This is a genomic window from Bradyrhizobium pachyrhizi, assembly GCF_001189245.1.
Taxonomy (GTDB): Bacteria; Pseudomonadota; Alphaproteobacteria; order Rhizobiales; family Xanthobacteraceae; genus Bradyrhizobium; species Bradyrhizobium pachyrhizi.
Window position 1 is genome coordinate 15,678 of sequence record NZ_LFIQ01000076.1, and the last position, 13,913, is coordinate 29,590.

Here is a 13,913-nt window from a genome sequence, read left to right on the forward strand (position 1 = left end):
AAGCCAGTTTAGACCGATTTTGAAGATCAGGCGACGGATCGCGCCCGCTTCACGTCGGGCGGCGTCGCCTCATCCACCAGAGCGGCGATCGCCTCATCGGTCGGCATCACGGTCTGCCGCTCGCTGCCGAGGCGGCGGACGGAGACCGAGTGGGTCTCGGCTTCCTTCTTGCCGACGACGAGCAGGGCCGGGATCTTGGCCAGCGAGTGCTCGCGGACCTTGTAGTTGATCTTCTCGTTGCGCAGGTCGATCTCGACGCGCAGCCCGGCGCGGCGCGCGGCGGCCGCCACCACCTTGGCGTATTCGTCGCCTTCGGAGGTGATGGTCGTGACCACGAGCTGGGTCGGCGCCAGCCAGAGCGGGAAGTTGCCGGCATAGTGCTCGATCAGGATGCCGATGAAGCGCTCCATCGAACCGCAGATCGCGCGGTGCACCATGACGGGTGCCTTCTTCGAGCCGTCGTGATCGATGTAGAACGCGCCGAACCGCTCCGGCAGGTTGAAGTCGACCTGGGTCGTGCCGCACTGCCAGTCGCGGCCGATGGCGTCGCGCAGCACATACTCGAACTTCGGTCCGTAGAACGCGCCTTCGCCCGGATTGATCTCGGTCCGGATGCGGTTGCTGCCCTTGGCCTTGATCTCCGACAGCACCGTCGCCATCACGCGCTCGGCGTGATCCCACATCTCGTCGGTGCCGACCCGCTTCTCCGGCCGCGTCGAGAGCTTGACCGTGAGCTCGCCGTCGAAGCCGAAATCGGCGTAGGTCGACAGGATCAGGTCGTTGATCTTGAGGCACTCGTCGGCGAGCTGCTGCTCGGTGCAGAACACATGGGCGTCGTCCTGGGTGAAGCCGCGCACCCGCATCAGGCCGTGCATCGCGCCCGACGGCTCATAGCGATGCACGACGCCGAACTCGGCGAGCCGCAACGGCAGGTCGCGGTAGCTCTTCAGCCCGTGCTTGAATATCTGTACATGGCCGGGGCAGTTCATCGGCTTCAGCGCGAACCAGCGCTTGTCCTCGGCCTCGTCGCCGGCGGACTGCGCCGCGAACATGTTCTCGCGGTACCAGTCCCAATGGCCCGAGGTCTCCCACAGCGCCTTGTCGAGGATCTGCGGGGCGTTGACCTCGTTGTAATCGCCGAGCAGCCGGCGCCGCATATAGGCGATCAGCTGCTGGAAGATGGTCCAGCCCTTGGGGTGCCAGAACACCACGCCCGGGCCTTCCTCCTGGAAGTGGAACAGGTCGAGCTCGCGGCCGAGCTTGCGATGGTCGCGCTTCTCGGCTTCCTCGATCTGCTTGAGATAGGCGTCGAGGTCTTCCTGCTTGGCGAATGCCGTGCCGTAGATGCGGGTCAGCATCGGATTGTTGGAGTCGCCGCGCCAATACGCGCCCGCCACCTTCATCAGCTTGAAGGCGTTGCCGATCTTGCCGGTCGAGGTCATGTGCGGGCCGCGGCAGAGATCGAACCAGTCACCCTGGAAGTAGATCTTGATCGGCTCGTTGCCGGGAATGGCGTCGACCAGCTCGACCTTGAAGGCCTCGCCCTTGTCGCGGAACACCTGCTTGGTCTTCTCGCGATCCCAGACTTCCTTCGTGAACGGCTTGTCGCGCGCGACGATCTCGCGCATCCGCTTCTCGATCGCGGCAAAATCTTCCGGAGTGAACGGCTCGTTGCGGAAGAAGTCGTAGTAGAAGCCGTTCTCGATCACCGGGCCGATCGTGACCTGGGTGCCCGGCCACAGCGACTGCACGGCCTCCGCCAGTACATGCGCGGTATCGTGCCGGATCAGTTCCAGCGCACGCGGGTCTTCGCGGCCGATCAGCTCGATCTTGGCGTCGGCCTCGATCGGATCATTGAGGTCGGCAAGCGTGCCGTCGAGCGCCATCGCGACGGTGCGCTTGGCGAGCGAGGGCGAAATGCCTTTGGCGATGTCGAGACCGGTGGTCCCTCTCGGGAAATCGCGCCTCGCTCCATCAGGGAAGGTGAGGGCGATCTTGTTCACGGGTTCTGCGGGTTTGAGGTTAGAGAGGCTGTACTGGAATCCGGATTCGGATTTGGGTGGCGTATCGGCCATGGTGTCTCCTGTAGCTCACTCCTGCGAACGAGCGCAGGTAAGCGGAAAGCAGCGGTATAGCAGGGGATTTGACGCCTGCAATCCGGCAATATCAAGAAAATGGGCCTCCGGCCGCACGGATTTGAACAAGGCTCGGCCGCAGCTGACGCCACGGATCGTTGCGACGCTGCTGATCATCGTCTAACGTCCGGCGTCCGTTTTCCGCCATCGCGCGATCCGCAAGGTTCATGTTTTCCCGTCTCCTGTTTTTCGTGGCGTTGCTTCTGATCCCGGGCGTGTTGCGGGCGGAAGAAACACCGGTCCAGAAGGCCGGATTTGCGAAAAAGCTGACCATCTATCTCGCCCATGGGCCGGCGAACGCCTGCGGCGCCGGCTGCGATCGCTGGATCGCGATCGAAGGCGAGATCGATCGGGAAGCCGCGCAGCGGATTCGCACCTTCCTGTTTGCCAACAAGGACAGGCAGCTTCCGATCTACCTTCATTCGCCGGGCGGAAACGTCGAGCAGTCCTATGGGATCGCGCGGTTCCTGCGCGCGCACAAGGCAATCGCCCGGGTCGGCCGTACCATCGTGCCGGCCTGTTCCACCGGCACGCAGATCGACGCCGCCTGCCTGAAGATCAAGGCCGCCAAGGGAGAGGTCGAGGCCGAACTCACCACGCGCAACGCGATGTGCGTCTCGGCCTGCGCCTATCTGTTCCTGGGCGCGACCAGCCGCGAAGTGGCGCCCGATTCGGTGCTCGCGGTGCATAACTCCAAGCTGATGTTCGTCGTCCACGGGCATCCGCCTGCGCAGGTCGTCGCGGACTTCAGGCGGCGCGAGATGGTGAGCGCCGATCGCGACCGCAATGTATTCCTCGCGGCGATGGGCATCAGCCATGAGCTCAGCGACCTCATCAAGTCCGTGAAGTTCGAGGACCTGCACGTGCTGACGCGGCCGGAGCTCTATCGATTCGGCATCGATACGCGGCCGCTGCCGGAAACCCTTTGGGCGGTGGAGAAGGAGACACGGCCCTATGTTCGCAAGATCGTGCAGCAGAAAAGAGCCGACGGCAGCGCGTTCCGCATGATGGAGTGGCGGCTGTTCTGCGAGAGCAAGGATCGCGGGCGGCTGATGTTCGTGCGCGAGTTCGAGGAGGGGGCAGCCGGCAAGGGCACGGTGGTGATGATGGCCGGCGCGACCAGAACCGTCGCATTCGGCCGGTCGGCGCGGTTCGGCAAATACGAGGTCTGGAGCGAGGCGGTGACCTCGGACACCGTCAAGGCGATGCTCGCGGCCCCGCATCTGCAGATCGGCGAAAGCCCGCCGGCAGCCGACGCCAAGCTTGACGCCAAGCTTGACGCCAAGTCTGACGTCAAGTCTGACACCAAGTCCGGCCTTGCGACATTCGATATCGGCACCACCGGGCTGGAGCGGGGCTGGACGCAGCTTCTGGCATCATGCCCGGCGGCGACCGCTGGTCCGAAGCCTGCGAGCCCGTTGCCGGCCGCCGTGTCGCCGAGCGTCAGTGCGGTGCCGGCGGCATCGCCGTCGCCATGAGCGCAAGAGGCGCCGTTCGATCAGGTGCCATGCATTTAGATGCAGTTGCATCGATCTCGGCGTCTGCTAACAACGCGGCGTGAAACGCTTCGCTCCCACCGCATTGATGCTTGGCAACATCGTCACCGGCTGCTCGGTGCTCGCGCCGGCCGGCATGCTGGCGGAGTTGTCCGACGGACTAGGCGTCACGATCCACACCGCGGGTCTCCTGATCACCTTCGGCGCGATCGTGCTGTGCGTGGGCTCGCCGGTGACGGCGTGGTTGACCAGCCGGACCGAGCGGCGGGCCTTGCTGACGGCGACGCTGCTGGTGCTGACCCTGACCAATGCTGCTTCTGCCTTCGTGCCGAACTACGACAGCCTCCTGATCATTCGGCTGGTGATGCTCGCGGTCGGCGTGCTCTACACGCCGCAGGCGGCAGGCACCGCGGCACTGATCGTGCCGGTGGAGAAGCGCGGCAGCACGATTGCCTACATCTTCCTCGGCTGGTCGCTGGCCGCCGCGATCGGGCTGCCGCTGATCACCTTCATCGCAAGCCGCTACGGCTTTCGCGCGACCTATGGCGCGATCGCGCTGACCGGGCTCGTCAGCTCCCTACTGCTGTGGTGGCGGCTGCCAGGCGGATTGCACGGCGCGCCGGTTGATTTCCGAACCTGGGTCGATCTCGGCCGCAATCCGATGGTCATTCTGCTGCTGTCGATCACGACGCTGCAGATGTCCGGCCAGTTCGTGGTGTTCACCTTCATGGGGCCGCTGCTCGCCAAGCTGACCGGCGCCAATGCGGACGCCGTCGGGATCGTGTTCGCGCTCTACGGCATCTTCGGGTTCGTCGGCATCGTGATCGCAACGCGCGTGGTGGATTCCTGGGGCGCCTGGAAGACCTCGGTCCTGTTCACCGTGCTGCTGCTCGCAGGCGTCGCCGGCTGGGCGCTGAGCGCCGGCGCCTACGCCCTGATGGCCGCCTCCGTCGCGGTGTGGGGCCTCGGCTTTGCATCGACCAATTCGATGCAGCAGGTACGCCTGGTCGGTGCGGCACCGGCGCTCGCTTCAGCGTCGGTCTCGCTCAATACCTCGGTGCTGTATATCGGCCAGGCCATCGGCTCCGCGATCGGTGGCTTGCTGTTCGCCCGCGAATGGCTGCACAGCGCGGGCTACGTGGCCACGGCCTTCGTCGCGGCGGCGCTTGCGGTCGTGGTCATCACGCGGCCGCGACGGACGGCCGCCACCGCCGCGGCCGAGTGAACGGTTGGCTTTCACGCTTGTGTTCGCGAGAGCATCCCAAGCAACGATCCGCGCGAGGAACATCCGGGAACTCGACTGCGCGTCACCACCTCACGCTTTGACTGGGCACGATGAACGCCGTCGTGCTCGGCTTGTTCGGATTGTGGGTGAAGTAGCCGTAGGCGGCGACGATCACGACGAGCAAGGCAAGCACGGCCAGCAAGTCGATCTGCCGGGGATCATGACCGTTGTGGCTGATTTTCCAGCGCATTGTTGTTTCCTCCCCAAAGGGGGCAATGAAACAATGCGCCAACTATCGCCACAGTTCCGCCGGGCAGCAATGCGCGCCGCGCTTGGACGTGCCGCAGCAATCGATCAATTGTCGTTGACGCCGCGTCAGCCTTCGTTGACGCCGCGCCAGCGGCCATAGCGCCAGGGCAGGTACCAGCGTGCCCCGGGCGGCTTCGTCAGCGGGACATTATCGATCCCGGATGTGCCCCAGGGCTGGCAGCGCAGCAGCCTTGCCAGCGTCATCCAGCCGCCGCCCCACAGGCCGAAGCGTTCGATCGCCTCGTCGCCATAGATGGAGCAGGTCGGCAGATGCCGGCAGTTGTAGCCGACCAGCGGCGACAGCGTGTGCCGGTAGATCCAGATCAGGGCGCGGCCGAGGTTGCGCGGCAAGCGGCGCATGGTGCTGGCACAGTCCATGCATCGTGGATGGTGTGTCGTTGAATGGTCTGTCGGCGGCATACGCAAGTATGTACGTAGTCTTGCGGGGGTTCCAAGCCAAGGAACTGTTTTGTTGCAGATATTTACGCCACAGTTCGTTATTATTGCACAGCACCGATGGCGCTGCAGCAAGGGCTCTATGGACGGTCCGGGTCAGCAACGCTACCGTTCCCATCACGCGCCGCTGACAGAATCGTGGCGCATTGCCATGGGGCCATTGCCACCGCTCGCATCACCAAGGGCTTGGGGGAAGGAACCAAATTGAGGCTCGTCAAGTCGCTCTCGTTGCGCAGTTGGGCGCTTACCGGCGCCGTTGCTCTTTGCTTCGCGGTTTCCGGCACCGCCGCCATGGCGGGCGGTTCCGCGCAGGCCAATTCGACCCTCGAAGAGCGCAAGCTGCCGATGAAGTTCAGCTGGATCGCCTGCCAGCCGAATTGCCGCGGCTGGGTGTCCGCGGTCGGTATCATCACGGCCGATAGTCCGAGGGAATTCGACGAGTTCGCGCGCGGCCGCCAGCTCAACGGCGCCACCATCGTGCTCGATTCCAGCGGCGGCTCGGTCAACGACGCGATCGCGCTCGGCCGCCGCTTCCGCGGTCTCGGCGTGCTGACCACGGTCGGCACCAGCGTCGTCAATCAGGCCGCGCAGAGCGGCCGCGCGAGCGTTCTGCCGGATGCCTATTGCGAGTCGATGTGCGTGTTCCTGCTGTTGTCGGGCAAGACGCGCTATGTTCCGCCGGCCGCCCATGTCCGTGTGCATCAGATCTGGATGGGCGATCGCGCTGACGACGCCAAGGCCGCGAGCTACACCGCGCAGGACCTGATGATCGTCGAGCGCGATATCGGCCGTCTTGCCAAGTACACCTTCGATATGGGCGGCGCGGGGGATCTGCTGGCGCTCTCGCTGAGCGTGCCGCCATGGGAAGACCTGCACGAATTGTCGGCGGCGGAATTGCGGCTGACCAATCTCATCACCACCGAGGCGGTTGCCGACGTGCTGCCACGGCAGGACAACACCAAGGACAACGCAATTCCCGTCGCCGAGGCGAAGCCGAAGAACAACGATCGCTTCGTGAGCAGCGCGATGGAGGGCGAGGCGTCGCAGGCGGCGAGGGCGACCAAGACCGCCGAGGCCGTGGTGCCGACCGGTGGCAGCGCAGCGCCGGCGCCGGCGCCGGTCCAGCCCGCGCAGTAAGCTTCGTCTCGTTCGTGGATGCGTAAGCGGACCTCTGATGCGCAATTGCGCATCGGGGACCTCGAGGTGGAATCCTACGCCGGCTGCGACGCCTTGGCCTCGATCTGGCCGATCGCATCGACCACGGCATCGAAGGTCAGCATGGTCGAGGCATGGCGGGCCTTGTAGTCGCGCACCGGCTCGAGCAGCGCGATATCGGCCCATTTGCCGTCCTGCGGGGGCTGGCCATTTTCCTTCAGCATCTTGCGGACAGTCTCGCGCAATTCGCGCAGCTCGTCCGCGGTCGAGCCCACCACCCGGCTCGCCATGATCGAGGAGGAGGCCTGGCCGAGCGCACAAGCCTTCACGTCATGGGCGAAGTCCGTCACCACGGGACCGTCCATCTTGAGGTCGACCTTCACAGTCGAACCGCACAATTTGGAGTGGGCGGTAGCGCTGGCGTCCGGGTCGGCCAGCCGTCCGAGGCGCGGAATATTGCCGGCCAACTCGATGATCCGCTTGTTGTAAATGTCGTTCAGCATGGGGACAGATGCCTGGTTCCGGCCGTGCCGGGCGCTCTTGGCGGCTGGGTTGCACCGTCCTATATATGGACGGCAACGCCGGAAACATAGCCCGGCCATGCAGCCACCGCGGCCCACCTCCGCCGCGGCGGTGCTACAATTGTGGGACTCAGGCGTCCGGCGGTCGAACCATCCGCCCCGTCTGCCCGGTGACACATCCGGACCAAGGTCAAATCCGAGGGCCGGTCGAACGGAGAAGACATGGACGCCTTGATCAAATCGATTCGCCCCAGCAAGCCGGCCGACGCCAAGCCTGGCGAGCTCGACCCCTCAGAATTCATGACGGCGGCCGTTCGTGCCGACCAGCCGCGCCCGTCGCGGGCGGAGGCGGAGGACGCCGTGAAGACGCTGCTCGCCTATATCGGCGAGAACACCGGCCGCGAGGGCCTGCTCGACACGCCGCGCCGGGTCGTCGAGGCGTATGACGAGCTCTATCAGGGCTACCACCAGTGCCCGGCCGAGGTGCTGAACCGCACCTTCGGCGAGACCGCCGGCTACGACGATTTCGTCCTCGTCCGCGACATCGAGTTCACCTCGCAGTGCGAGCATCACATGATGCCGTTCTACGGCAAGGCGCACATTGCCTATACGCCGGTGGAGCGCGTCGTCGGCCTCTCCAAGCTGGCGCGGCTGACCGACATCTTCGCCCGCCGTCTGCAGACCCAGGAGCATCTCACCGCGCAGGTCGCTGCTGCGATCGACGAGGTGCTGAAGCCCCGCGGCGTTGCCGTGCTGATCGAGGCGGAGCATACCTGCATGTCGGTGCGCGGCGTTGCCAAGCATGGTGCATCGACCTTCACCAGCCGCTTCACCGGCATGTTCCGCGACAATCCGGCGGAGCAGCAGCGTTTCCTGTCCCTGGTGCGAGGACCGAACCGGTAACCTCGCATTTTCCCGAGCGAGGTTTTCCGTGTCCGCAGCGACCCACGATCACGACCGCGAGGAGGGGCTGGCCTTCCAGCCCAAATTCGACGCGGCAGGCCTTGTGACCTGCGTCGCGACCGATGTCGCGACCGGCGATGTGCTGATGGTCGCGCATATGAACGACGCAGCCCTGCGCAAGACGATCGCGACCGGCGAGGGCTGGTACTTCAGCCGCTCGCGCAATGCGCTGTGGCGCAAGGGAGAGAGCTCGGGCCAGACCCAGCGCGTGGTCGAGATCCGGATGGATTGCGATCAGGACGCGGTGTGGATCAAGGTCGAGCAGGTCGGCGCCGCCTGCCACACCGGACGGCGCTCCTGCTTCTATCGCGCGGTGAAGGACGAGGGTGGCAATGTCAGCCTGTCCTTTGTCGACGCCGAGAAGCTGTTCGATCCGGCGCAGGTCTATCGCAAATAGATCATTGATCTGAATCAAGTACAGCGCGGCCAAGTCGTGTACTTCGTGGCCCTTGTTACGCCATGCGCAAGCCGTTGCGCATGGTCGTCACTGGGGGTGAACTGTGGCGCGTCGCCTGATACCGCTTCTTGGATTTTTTGCCTGGGCTGTGTGGCCGATCGGCGCGGCGCAATCGCAAACGACCGAGCGTGCGCCCGATACTATGGCCGCGCGCGTCCTTGCCTGTGCGCCGTGTCACGGCGCCGAAGGCGAGGGCACCAGCGACGCCTATTTCCCGCGGCTGGCCGGCAAGCCGGCGGGCTATCTCTACAACCAGCTCATCGCATTCCGGGATGGACGGCGGAAATATCCGCCGATGAACTACCTGCTGGAGTTTCAGACCGACGATTACCTGAAGAAGATCGCCGAATATTTCGCCTCGCTCAGGCCGGCATTTCCGCCGCCGGTCCCGCCGGTCGACAGCAAGGAGATTCTGGCGCGCGGCGAGACGATCGTGAAGAACGGCGATCCGCAGCACGGCATTCCGCCCTGTTCAGCCTGCCATGGTCCCACATTGGGCGGCATGGAGCCCGGCATTCCCGGCCTACTTGGCCTGCGCGCGGCCTATATCAGCGGCCAGCTCGGTGGCTGGCGCTACGGCACGCGGACCGCGTTCGCTCCCGATTGCATGCAGATCGTCGCGAGCCTGCTGACGGAGGACGACGTGAAGGCGGTGGCAGCCTACCTGTCCTCGCGTCCGGCGCCGGCGGATCCATCCTTCGCGCCGCGAGGCAGTCTTCCGATGCCGCTCGAATGCGGCAGCGAACCGCATTGAAGGGATCGTGCCGATGTCGCGAACCTTAACAGGACTGCTTGTCGGATTGATGCTGGCATTGTCGCCAATTGGGGCTTCGGCGCAGCAGAAGGCGGCCGATCCGGCCGTCCTCGCCAAGGGCGAGTATCTCGCACGCGCCGGCGATTGCATCGCCTGCCACACCGCGCGCGAAGGCAAGACCTTCGCCGGCGGCCTCCCGATGAAGACGCCATTCGGCACGCTCTACACGTCGAACATCACGCCCGACCCGCAGACCGGGATCGGCACGTGGACCTCCGATCAGTTCTACCAGATGATGCATAACGGCCGCTTTCCCGATGGCGGCCTGGTCTATCCGGCGATGCCGTTCGCGTCCTACACCAAGGTGACGCGCGAGGACAGCGACGCGATCTACGCCTATTTGCGCACGGTACCGCCGGTCAGGCAGCTCAACAAGCCGCACGACCTGACATTCCCGTTCAACAACCGCTCGCTGATCCTCGGCTGGCGCACGCTGTTCTTCAGGGAAGGCGAGTTCAAGCCTGATCCAACGAAGTCGGCAGAGTGGAACAGAGGTAACTATCTGGTCGAGGGGCTGGGTCATTGCGGGATGTGTCACACCCCGATCAATGCGCTCGGCGGCAGCAAGCAGTCGCAGGCCTTCGAGGGCGGCCTGATCCCGATGCAGAACTGGTACGCGCCGTCGCTGACCTCCAACAAGGAGACCGGGCTCGGCGACTGGACGATCGAGGAGATCGTCGACTATCTGCGCAAGGGCGTGTCCGCCAAGGGCGCCGTGTACGGGCCGATGGCCGAGGTCGTCTACAACAGCCTGCAATTTCTCAATGATGATGATGCGCGCGCGATGGCGGTCTACCTGAAGGGCCTTGCGCAGGGCGGTCCTCCGGAGAAGGCGTCGACTTCGCTGCCGTCGGCCGAGAGCAGCCTGCTGCTGTCCTTTGGCAAGTCGATCTATGACCGCGACTGCGCAAGCTGTCATGGCGCGACCGGGCAGGGCATGCCGCCGGATTATCCGCCGCTTGCCGGCAATCAGTCGATCCAGATGGTCTCCGCGGTGAACCCGATCCGGATGGTGCTCAATGGCGGGTATCCGCCGGGGACGTCGGGCAATCCGATGCCCCACGGCATGCCGCCGTTCGCGCAGAAGCTGTCGGATGACGAGGTCGCGGCTGTCGTGACCTACATTCGAACGGCCTGGGGCAATCGCGGCGAGCCGGTGTCGGCGCGGCAGGCCAACGAACTGCGGGCAGCAACGCTGAACTAGGGGTGCGATCATGATCAACTCGTCTTCGCCGCAACCGCCGGCATCGGGCTCGGAAGACGATGATGTCGAGACCATTGTGCGCGCCGGTCCGGGCGGCGCGGTCGCGGTCGCGGGTATTGCGACGGCGGTCGTGGTCGGGTTGTGGTTTGCCTTCTATCTGCTGGTCTTCCTGCCGCGGAGCGTTCCCTGATGGCGAGCGAGACCGATCACAGCCTCGGCGAGGCCGTTGCCGCACGGATCGAGCGGCGCTGGGCGACGCTGTCGATCGTCATTGTCGGCGTCCTGGTCGGCATGGCGACCTATATCGGCATCCATCAGGCGACGATGCCGCAGGGCCGGGTCGAAACCGCCGATCCCAAGACGCTGCATCTGTCGGGCGAATTCGTCGAGAGCAATCTCGGCAGCGAAATGCAGGCCGACGGATCGGTCACCGTGCGCGCGATTGGCCAGCAATATTCCTTCACACCGCAATGCATCGTGGTGCCCGCGGAAACGCCGATCACCTTCCGCGCCACCAGCGCCGATGTCGTCCACGGTTTTCTGATCGAGGGCACCAACATCAACACGATGCTGGTGCCGGGCTACGTCACCGACCTGCCGGTGCGCTTCAAGGCGCCGGGCGATCACGTGATGCCGTGCCAGGAATTCTGCGGCATCGGCCACCAGGGCATGTGGGGCAAGGTCAAGGTGATCGACAAGGCTGCGTTCCGTGACATGGCGGCAGCGAAGCGGAGGCTGACCTGTGTTGATTAACAAGCGGCTGATCGCGGCGCATTTCTGGCTTGCCTTCATCGTGTTCGGCGTCGCGCTGGTGCTCGGCGCCTGGCAGATGTTCGTGCGCAGCCCGTTGAACGCCTGGCATTTCAATCCGGAGTTCTATTATCGCTCGGTTACCGCCCATGGCTCGGCGATGGGATACGTATTCCCGACACTGATTGCGATGGGATTCGGCTACGCGATCACCGAAGCCTCACTCGAGAAAGAGCTGGTTGGACGGCGCTGGGCCTGGGTGGGCTTCTTCCTGGTCGCCGTCGGTGCCGTCGTCGCGATGATCCCGGTGTCGCTCGGGCTCGCCTCGGTGCTCTACACCTTCTATCCGCCGATGGTCGGCAATCCCTTCTATTACATCGGCGTCGTCATGGTCGTGGTCGGCTCATGGATCTGGGTCGCGCTGATGGTGACCAATTTCGTGATCTGGAAGCGCGAGAACCCGGGCAAGCCGGTGCCGCTTGCGATGTACGCCAACGTCGCGGGCTCTTTGCTCTGGGGCTGGACCGCGGTCGGCGCGGCGCTGGAGATCCTGTTCCAGATCCTGCCCGTGGCGCTTGGGCTGAAGTCGACGATCGATGCGGGGCTGGCCCGCGTCTTCTTCTCCTGGACGCTGCACGCCATCGTCTATTTCTGGCTGATCCCGACCTACATCGCCTATTATACGATCTTCCCGCGGGCGATCGGCGGCCGGCTCTTCAGCGACGCGATGGCGCGGATTTCGTTCATCCTGTTCGTCGTGGTGGCGATGCCGATCGGCGTGCATCACCTGTTTGCCGACCCGCAGGTCGGCGCCGGATTCAAGTTCATGCACTCGGTGTTCACCGGCCTCGTCGCGCTGCCGACGCTGCTCACGGTGTTCACGATCTGCGCGTCGGCGGAGATTGCCAGCCGCCTGCGTGGCGGCCGCGGCGCCTTCGGCTGGATCGGCGCGCTGCCGTGGTCCAATCCGATCATGCTGGCGACGGCGCTGTCGCTGGTCATGCTCGGCTTCGGCGGCGCCGGCGGTCTGATCAACATGAGCTACCAGCTCGACGCCACCGTGCACAACACGCAGTGGATCACCGGCCATTTCCACCTGATCTTCGGTGGCGCCATCGTGATCATGTATTTTGCCATCGCCTATGATCTGTGGCCGCATCTGACCGACCGTGCGCTGGACAGTTTTGGCCTGATGCGCACGCAGCTCTGGCTGTGGTTCATCGGCATGATCGTGACCACCTTCCCGTGGCACTATGTCGGCATCCTCGGCATGCCGCGCCGCATGGCCTATTATGACTATGCCAACCCGGCGATCTCGCCGCAGGCCCTGTCGGTCACGATGTCGGCAATCGGCGGCTTCATCCTGCTTCTGTCGGGCCTGCTGTTCCTGCTGGTGCTGATCCGCGGGCAGTTCGGCGCGCGAGGCGAGGCGGGTGCGTACCGCTTCGCGGTGCCGTTGCACATGCCCGAGCGAATTCCGGTCGCGCTCAACTCATTCGGCCTGTGGCTCGCATTGATGGTCGGTCTCACCGTGGTGAACTATGGTTTCCCGATCGCGCAGCTGATGGCGCTGAACGAGACCAGCGTGCCCGCGGTCTATGTCGGAGCAGGCCGATGAGCGACCAGCCGCTGTTCTCGCTGCGCAATCCGTGGTTCGGCGCCAGCGTCGGCATCACGGCCGCGATCGCCGTGTTGTCGGCCGTCGCAGGCCTGATCTGGTTGCCGCTGGCGCAACCCAATTTGAAGCTTGCTGGGGTCTGGGATGCCATCTGCAGCGCGGCCGGCGTTCCGCGTGCCGCCGTGCAGGAGACCGGCATCAAGCCGGATTTCAAGACGTCCAATGTCGTCATGACGTCGGAAATGCTGACCAAGGTGAATCAGGTCTCGATCGGGCGGGGCGCGACGCTGGCGCAGCGCTGCGCGATCTGCCATGGACCGCAGGGCGTCAGCGACGCCCATTCACCGAACCTCGCCGGGCAGTTTGCCGCGGTGACCTACAAGGAACTGAACGACTTCAAGACCGGCGCGCGGGTCAGCGTGGTGATGAGCCCGTTCGCCGCGGCGATGAGCGATCAGGACATGAAGGACGTTGCGGCCTATTACGCCTATCTGCCGCGGGTGCCTTCGAACAATCTGGATACCGGGCGTCCCGCGCCGGTGATCGTGGTGACGGGCGCCCCGATGCGCAACATCGCGCCTTGTGGCTCCTGCCACGGCGATGTCGACAACAAGGCGGGAAGCCCCTGGCTCGGCGGCCAGTCGGCGGTCTACATCAAGGCACAGCTCGAGGCCTTTGCATCCGGAGCCCGCCGCAATGACATCAGCCAGCAGATGCGCAACATCGCGCGCCAGATGACGGCCGACGAGATCGACCAGGTCGCGCATTACTACGAGGCCCAGCCCTGAACCGACGCTATTAACGCGCCAT

Annotated in this window: 15 protein-coding genes; 11 read left to right on the forward strand and 4 right to left on the reverse strand. The window is 64.8% G+C overall.

Translation table 11 applies throughout. The features are described 5' to 3' along the window. Positions 1-26: 26 nt before the first annotated feature. Positions 27-2,075 (reverse strand): threonine--tRNA ligase, encoded by a 2,049-nt coding sequence (gene thrS, locus AKL29_RS15145; RefSeq protein WP_050384750.1) that lies wholly within the window; start codon positions 2,073-2,075, stop codon positions 27-29. Between the two features lie 227 nt (positions 2,076-2,302). On the opposite strand from thrS, the gene AKL29_RS15150 reads away from it, so the two are divergent. Beyond that, entirely contained in the window at positions 2,303-3,613 is a 1,311-nt protein-coding gene (locus tag AKL29_RS15150; RefSeq protein WP_050384751.1) for a COG3904 family protein, read from the forward strand. A 106-nt stretch (positions 3,614-3,719) separates the two neighbouring features. After that, the gene (locus tag AKL29_RS15155; RefSeq protein WP_050384843.1) at positions 3,720-4,856 is read left to right on the forward strand and encodes an MFS transporter; all 1,137 of its coding nucleotides are present in this window, start codon (positions 3,720-3,722) and stop codon (positions 4,854-4,856) included. Between the two features lie 82 nt (positions 4,857-4,938). Here AKL29_RS15155 and AKL29_RS43340 read toward each other — a convergent pair whose 3' ends face one another. Beyond that, the gene (locus AKL29_RS43340) at positions 4,939-5,106 is read right to left on the reverse strand and encodes a hypothetical protein (RefSeq protein ID WP_016843922.1); all 168 of its coding nucleotides are present in this window, start codon (positions 5,104-5,106) and stop codon (positions 4,939-4,941) included. A 125-nt stretch (positions 5,107-5,231) separates the two neighbouring features. Beyond that, a complete protein-coding gene (yidD, locus tag AKL29_RS15160; RefSeq protein ID WP_028336159.1) occupies positions 5,232-5,543 on the reverse strand; it encodes a membrane protein insertion efficiency factor YidD in 312 nt (103 codons plus the stop codon). A gap of 282 nt (positions 5,544-5,825) precedes the next feature. On the opposite strand from yidD, the gene AKL29_RS15165 reads away from it, so the two are divergent. Continuing rightward, a complete protein-coding gene (locus AKL29_RS15165) occupies positions 5,826-6,758 on the forward strand; it encodes a COG3904 family protein (protein WP_050384844.1) in 933 nt (310 codons plus the stop codon). Positions 6,759-6,832: 74 nt separating this feature from the next. Here AKL29_RS15165 and AKL29_RS15170 read toward each other — a convergent pair whose 3' ends face one another. Next, entirely contained in the window at positions 6,833-7,279 is a 447-nt protein-coding gene (locus AKL29_RS15170) for an iron-sulfur cluster assembly scaffold protein (protein WP_028336161.1), read from the reverse strand. 240 nt (positions 7,280-7,519) lie between these two features. Here AKL29_RS15170 and folE point away from each other — a divergent pair, with 240 nt between their 5' ends. The 8 genes from folE to AKL29_RS15210 all read left to right on the forward strand — a co-directional run bounded on the left by folE (position 7,520) and on the right by AKL29_RS15210 (position 13,891). Then, on the forward strand, positions 7,520-8,200 hold the full coding sequence (folE, locus tag AKL29_RS15175) for a GTP cyclohydrolase I FolE (protein WP_028336162.1): 681 nt from the start codon (positions 7,520-7,522) through the stop codon (positions 8,198-8,200). Positions 8,201-8,228: 28 nt separating this feature from the next. After that, positions 8,229-8,657, forward strand: a complete 429-nt coding sequence (hisI, locus tag AKL29_RS15180) for a phosphoribosyl-AMP cyclohydrolase (protein ID WP_050384752.1) — start codon at positions 8,229-8,231, stop codon at positions 8,655-8,657. A gap of 202 nt (positions 8,658-8,859) precedes the next feature. Then, a complete protein-coding gene (locus AKL29_RS15185; RefSeq protein ID WP_082190604.1) occupies positions 8,860-9,471 on the forward strand; it encodes a c-type cytochrome in 612 nt (203 codons plus the stop codon). Between the two features lie 13 nt (positions 9,472-9,484). Further along, the gene (locus AKL29_RS15190; RefSeq protein ID WP_050384753.1) at positions 9,485-10,735 is read left to right on the forward strand and encodes a c-type cytochrome; all 1,251 of its coding nucleotides are present in this window, start codon (positions 9,485-9,487) and stop codon (positions 10,733-10,735) included. Between the two features lie 10 nt (positions 10,736-10,745). Continuing rightward, positions 10,746-10,925: a hypothetical protein gene (locus AKL29_RS15195; RefSeq protein WP_016843914.1), complete on the forward strand. Its 180-nt coding sequence runs from the start codon at positions 10,746-10,748 to the stop codon at positions 10,923-10,925. After that, entirely contained in the window at positions 10,925-11,488 is a 564-nt protein-coding gene (locus AKL29_RS15200; RefSeq protein WP_028336167.1) for a cupredoxin domain-containing protein, read from the forward strand. The genes AKL29_RS15195 and AKL29_RS15200 overlap by 1 nt, the downstream gene beginning before the upstream one ends. Beyond that, entirely contained in the window at positions 11,478-13,103 is a 1,626-nt protein-coding gene (locus tag AKL29_RS15205; RefSeq protein WP_028336168.1) for a b(o/a)3-type cytochrome-c oxidase subunit 1, read from the forward strand. The genes AKL29_RS15200 and AKL29_RS15205 overlap by 11 nt, the downstream gene beginning before the upstream one ends. Further along, the gene (locus AKL29_RS15210; protein ID WP_028336169.1) at positions 13,100-13,891 is read left to right on the forward strand and encodes a c-type cytochrome; all 792 of its coding nucleotides are present in this window, start codon (positions 13,100-13,102) and stop codon (positions 13,889-13,891) included. Before AKL29_RS15205 ends, AKL29_RS15210 begins: the two co-directional genes overlap by 4 nt. The last annotated feature ends 22 nt before the right edge of the window (positions 13,892-13,913 follow it).

What these genes read in the sequence shown, in the direction of transcription:
- thrS (WP_050384750.1), bottom strand. Translation starts at nt 2,075, where the DNA reads ATGGCCGATACGCCACCCAAATCCGAATCCGGATTCCAGTACAGCCTC.
- AKL29_RS15150 (WP_050384751.1), top strand. Translation starts at nt 2,303, where the DNA reads ATGTTTTCCCGTCTCCTGTTTTTCGTGGCGTTGCTTCTGATCCCGGGC.
- AKL29_RS15155 (WP_050384843.1), top strand. Translation starts at nt 3,720, where the DNA reads ATGCTTGGCAACATCGTCACCGGCTGCTCGGTGCTCGCGCCGGCCGGC.
- AKL29_RS43340 (WP_016843922.1), bottom strand. Translation starts at nt 5,106, where the DNA reads ATGCGCTGGAAAATCAGCCACAACGGTCATGATCCCCGGCAGATCGAC.
- yidD (WP_028336159.1), bottom strand. Translation starts at nt 5,543, where the DNA reads ATGGACTGTGCCAGCACCATGCGCCGCTTGCCGCGCAACCTCGGCCGC.
- AKL29_RS15170 (WP_028336161.1), bottom strand. Translation starts at nt 7,279, where the DNA reads ATGCTGAACGACATTTACAACAAGCGGATCATCGAGTTGGCCGGCAAT.
- folE (WP_028336162.1), top strand. Translation starts at nt 7,520, where the DNA reads ATGGACGCCTTGATCAAATCGATTCGCCCCAGCAAGCCGGCCGACGCC.
- AKL29_RS15185 (WP_082190604.1), top strand. Translation starts at nt 8,860, where the DNA reads ATGGCCGCGCGCGTCCTTGCCTGTGCGCCGTGTCACGGCGCCGAAGGC.
- AKL29_RS15190 (WP_050384753.1), top strand. Translation starts at nt 9,485, where the DNA reads ATGTCGCGAACCTTAACAGGACTGCTTGTCGGATTGATGCTGGCATTG.
- AKL29_RS15195 (WP_016843914.1), top strand. Translation starts at nt 10,746, where the DNA reads ATGATCAACTCGTCTTCGCCGCAACCGCCGGCATCGGGCTCGGAAGAC.
- AKL29_RS15200 (WP_028336167.1), top strand. Translation starts at nt 10,925, where the DNA reads ATGGCGAGCGAGACCGATCACAGCCTCGGCGAGGCCGTTGCCGCACGG.
- AKL29_RS15210 (WP_028336169.1), top strand. Translation starts at nt 13,100, where the DNA reads ATGAGCGACCAGCCGCTGTTCTCGCTGCGCAATCCGTGGTTCGGCGCC.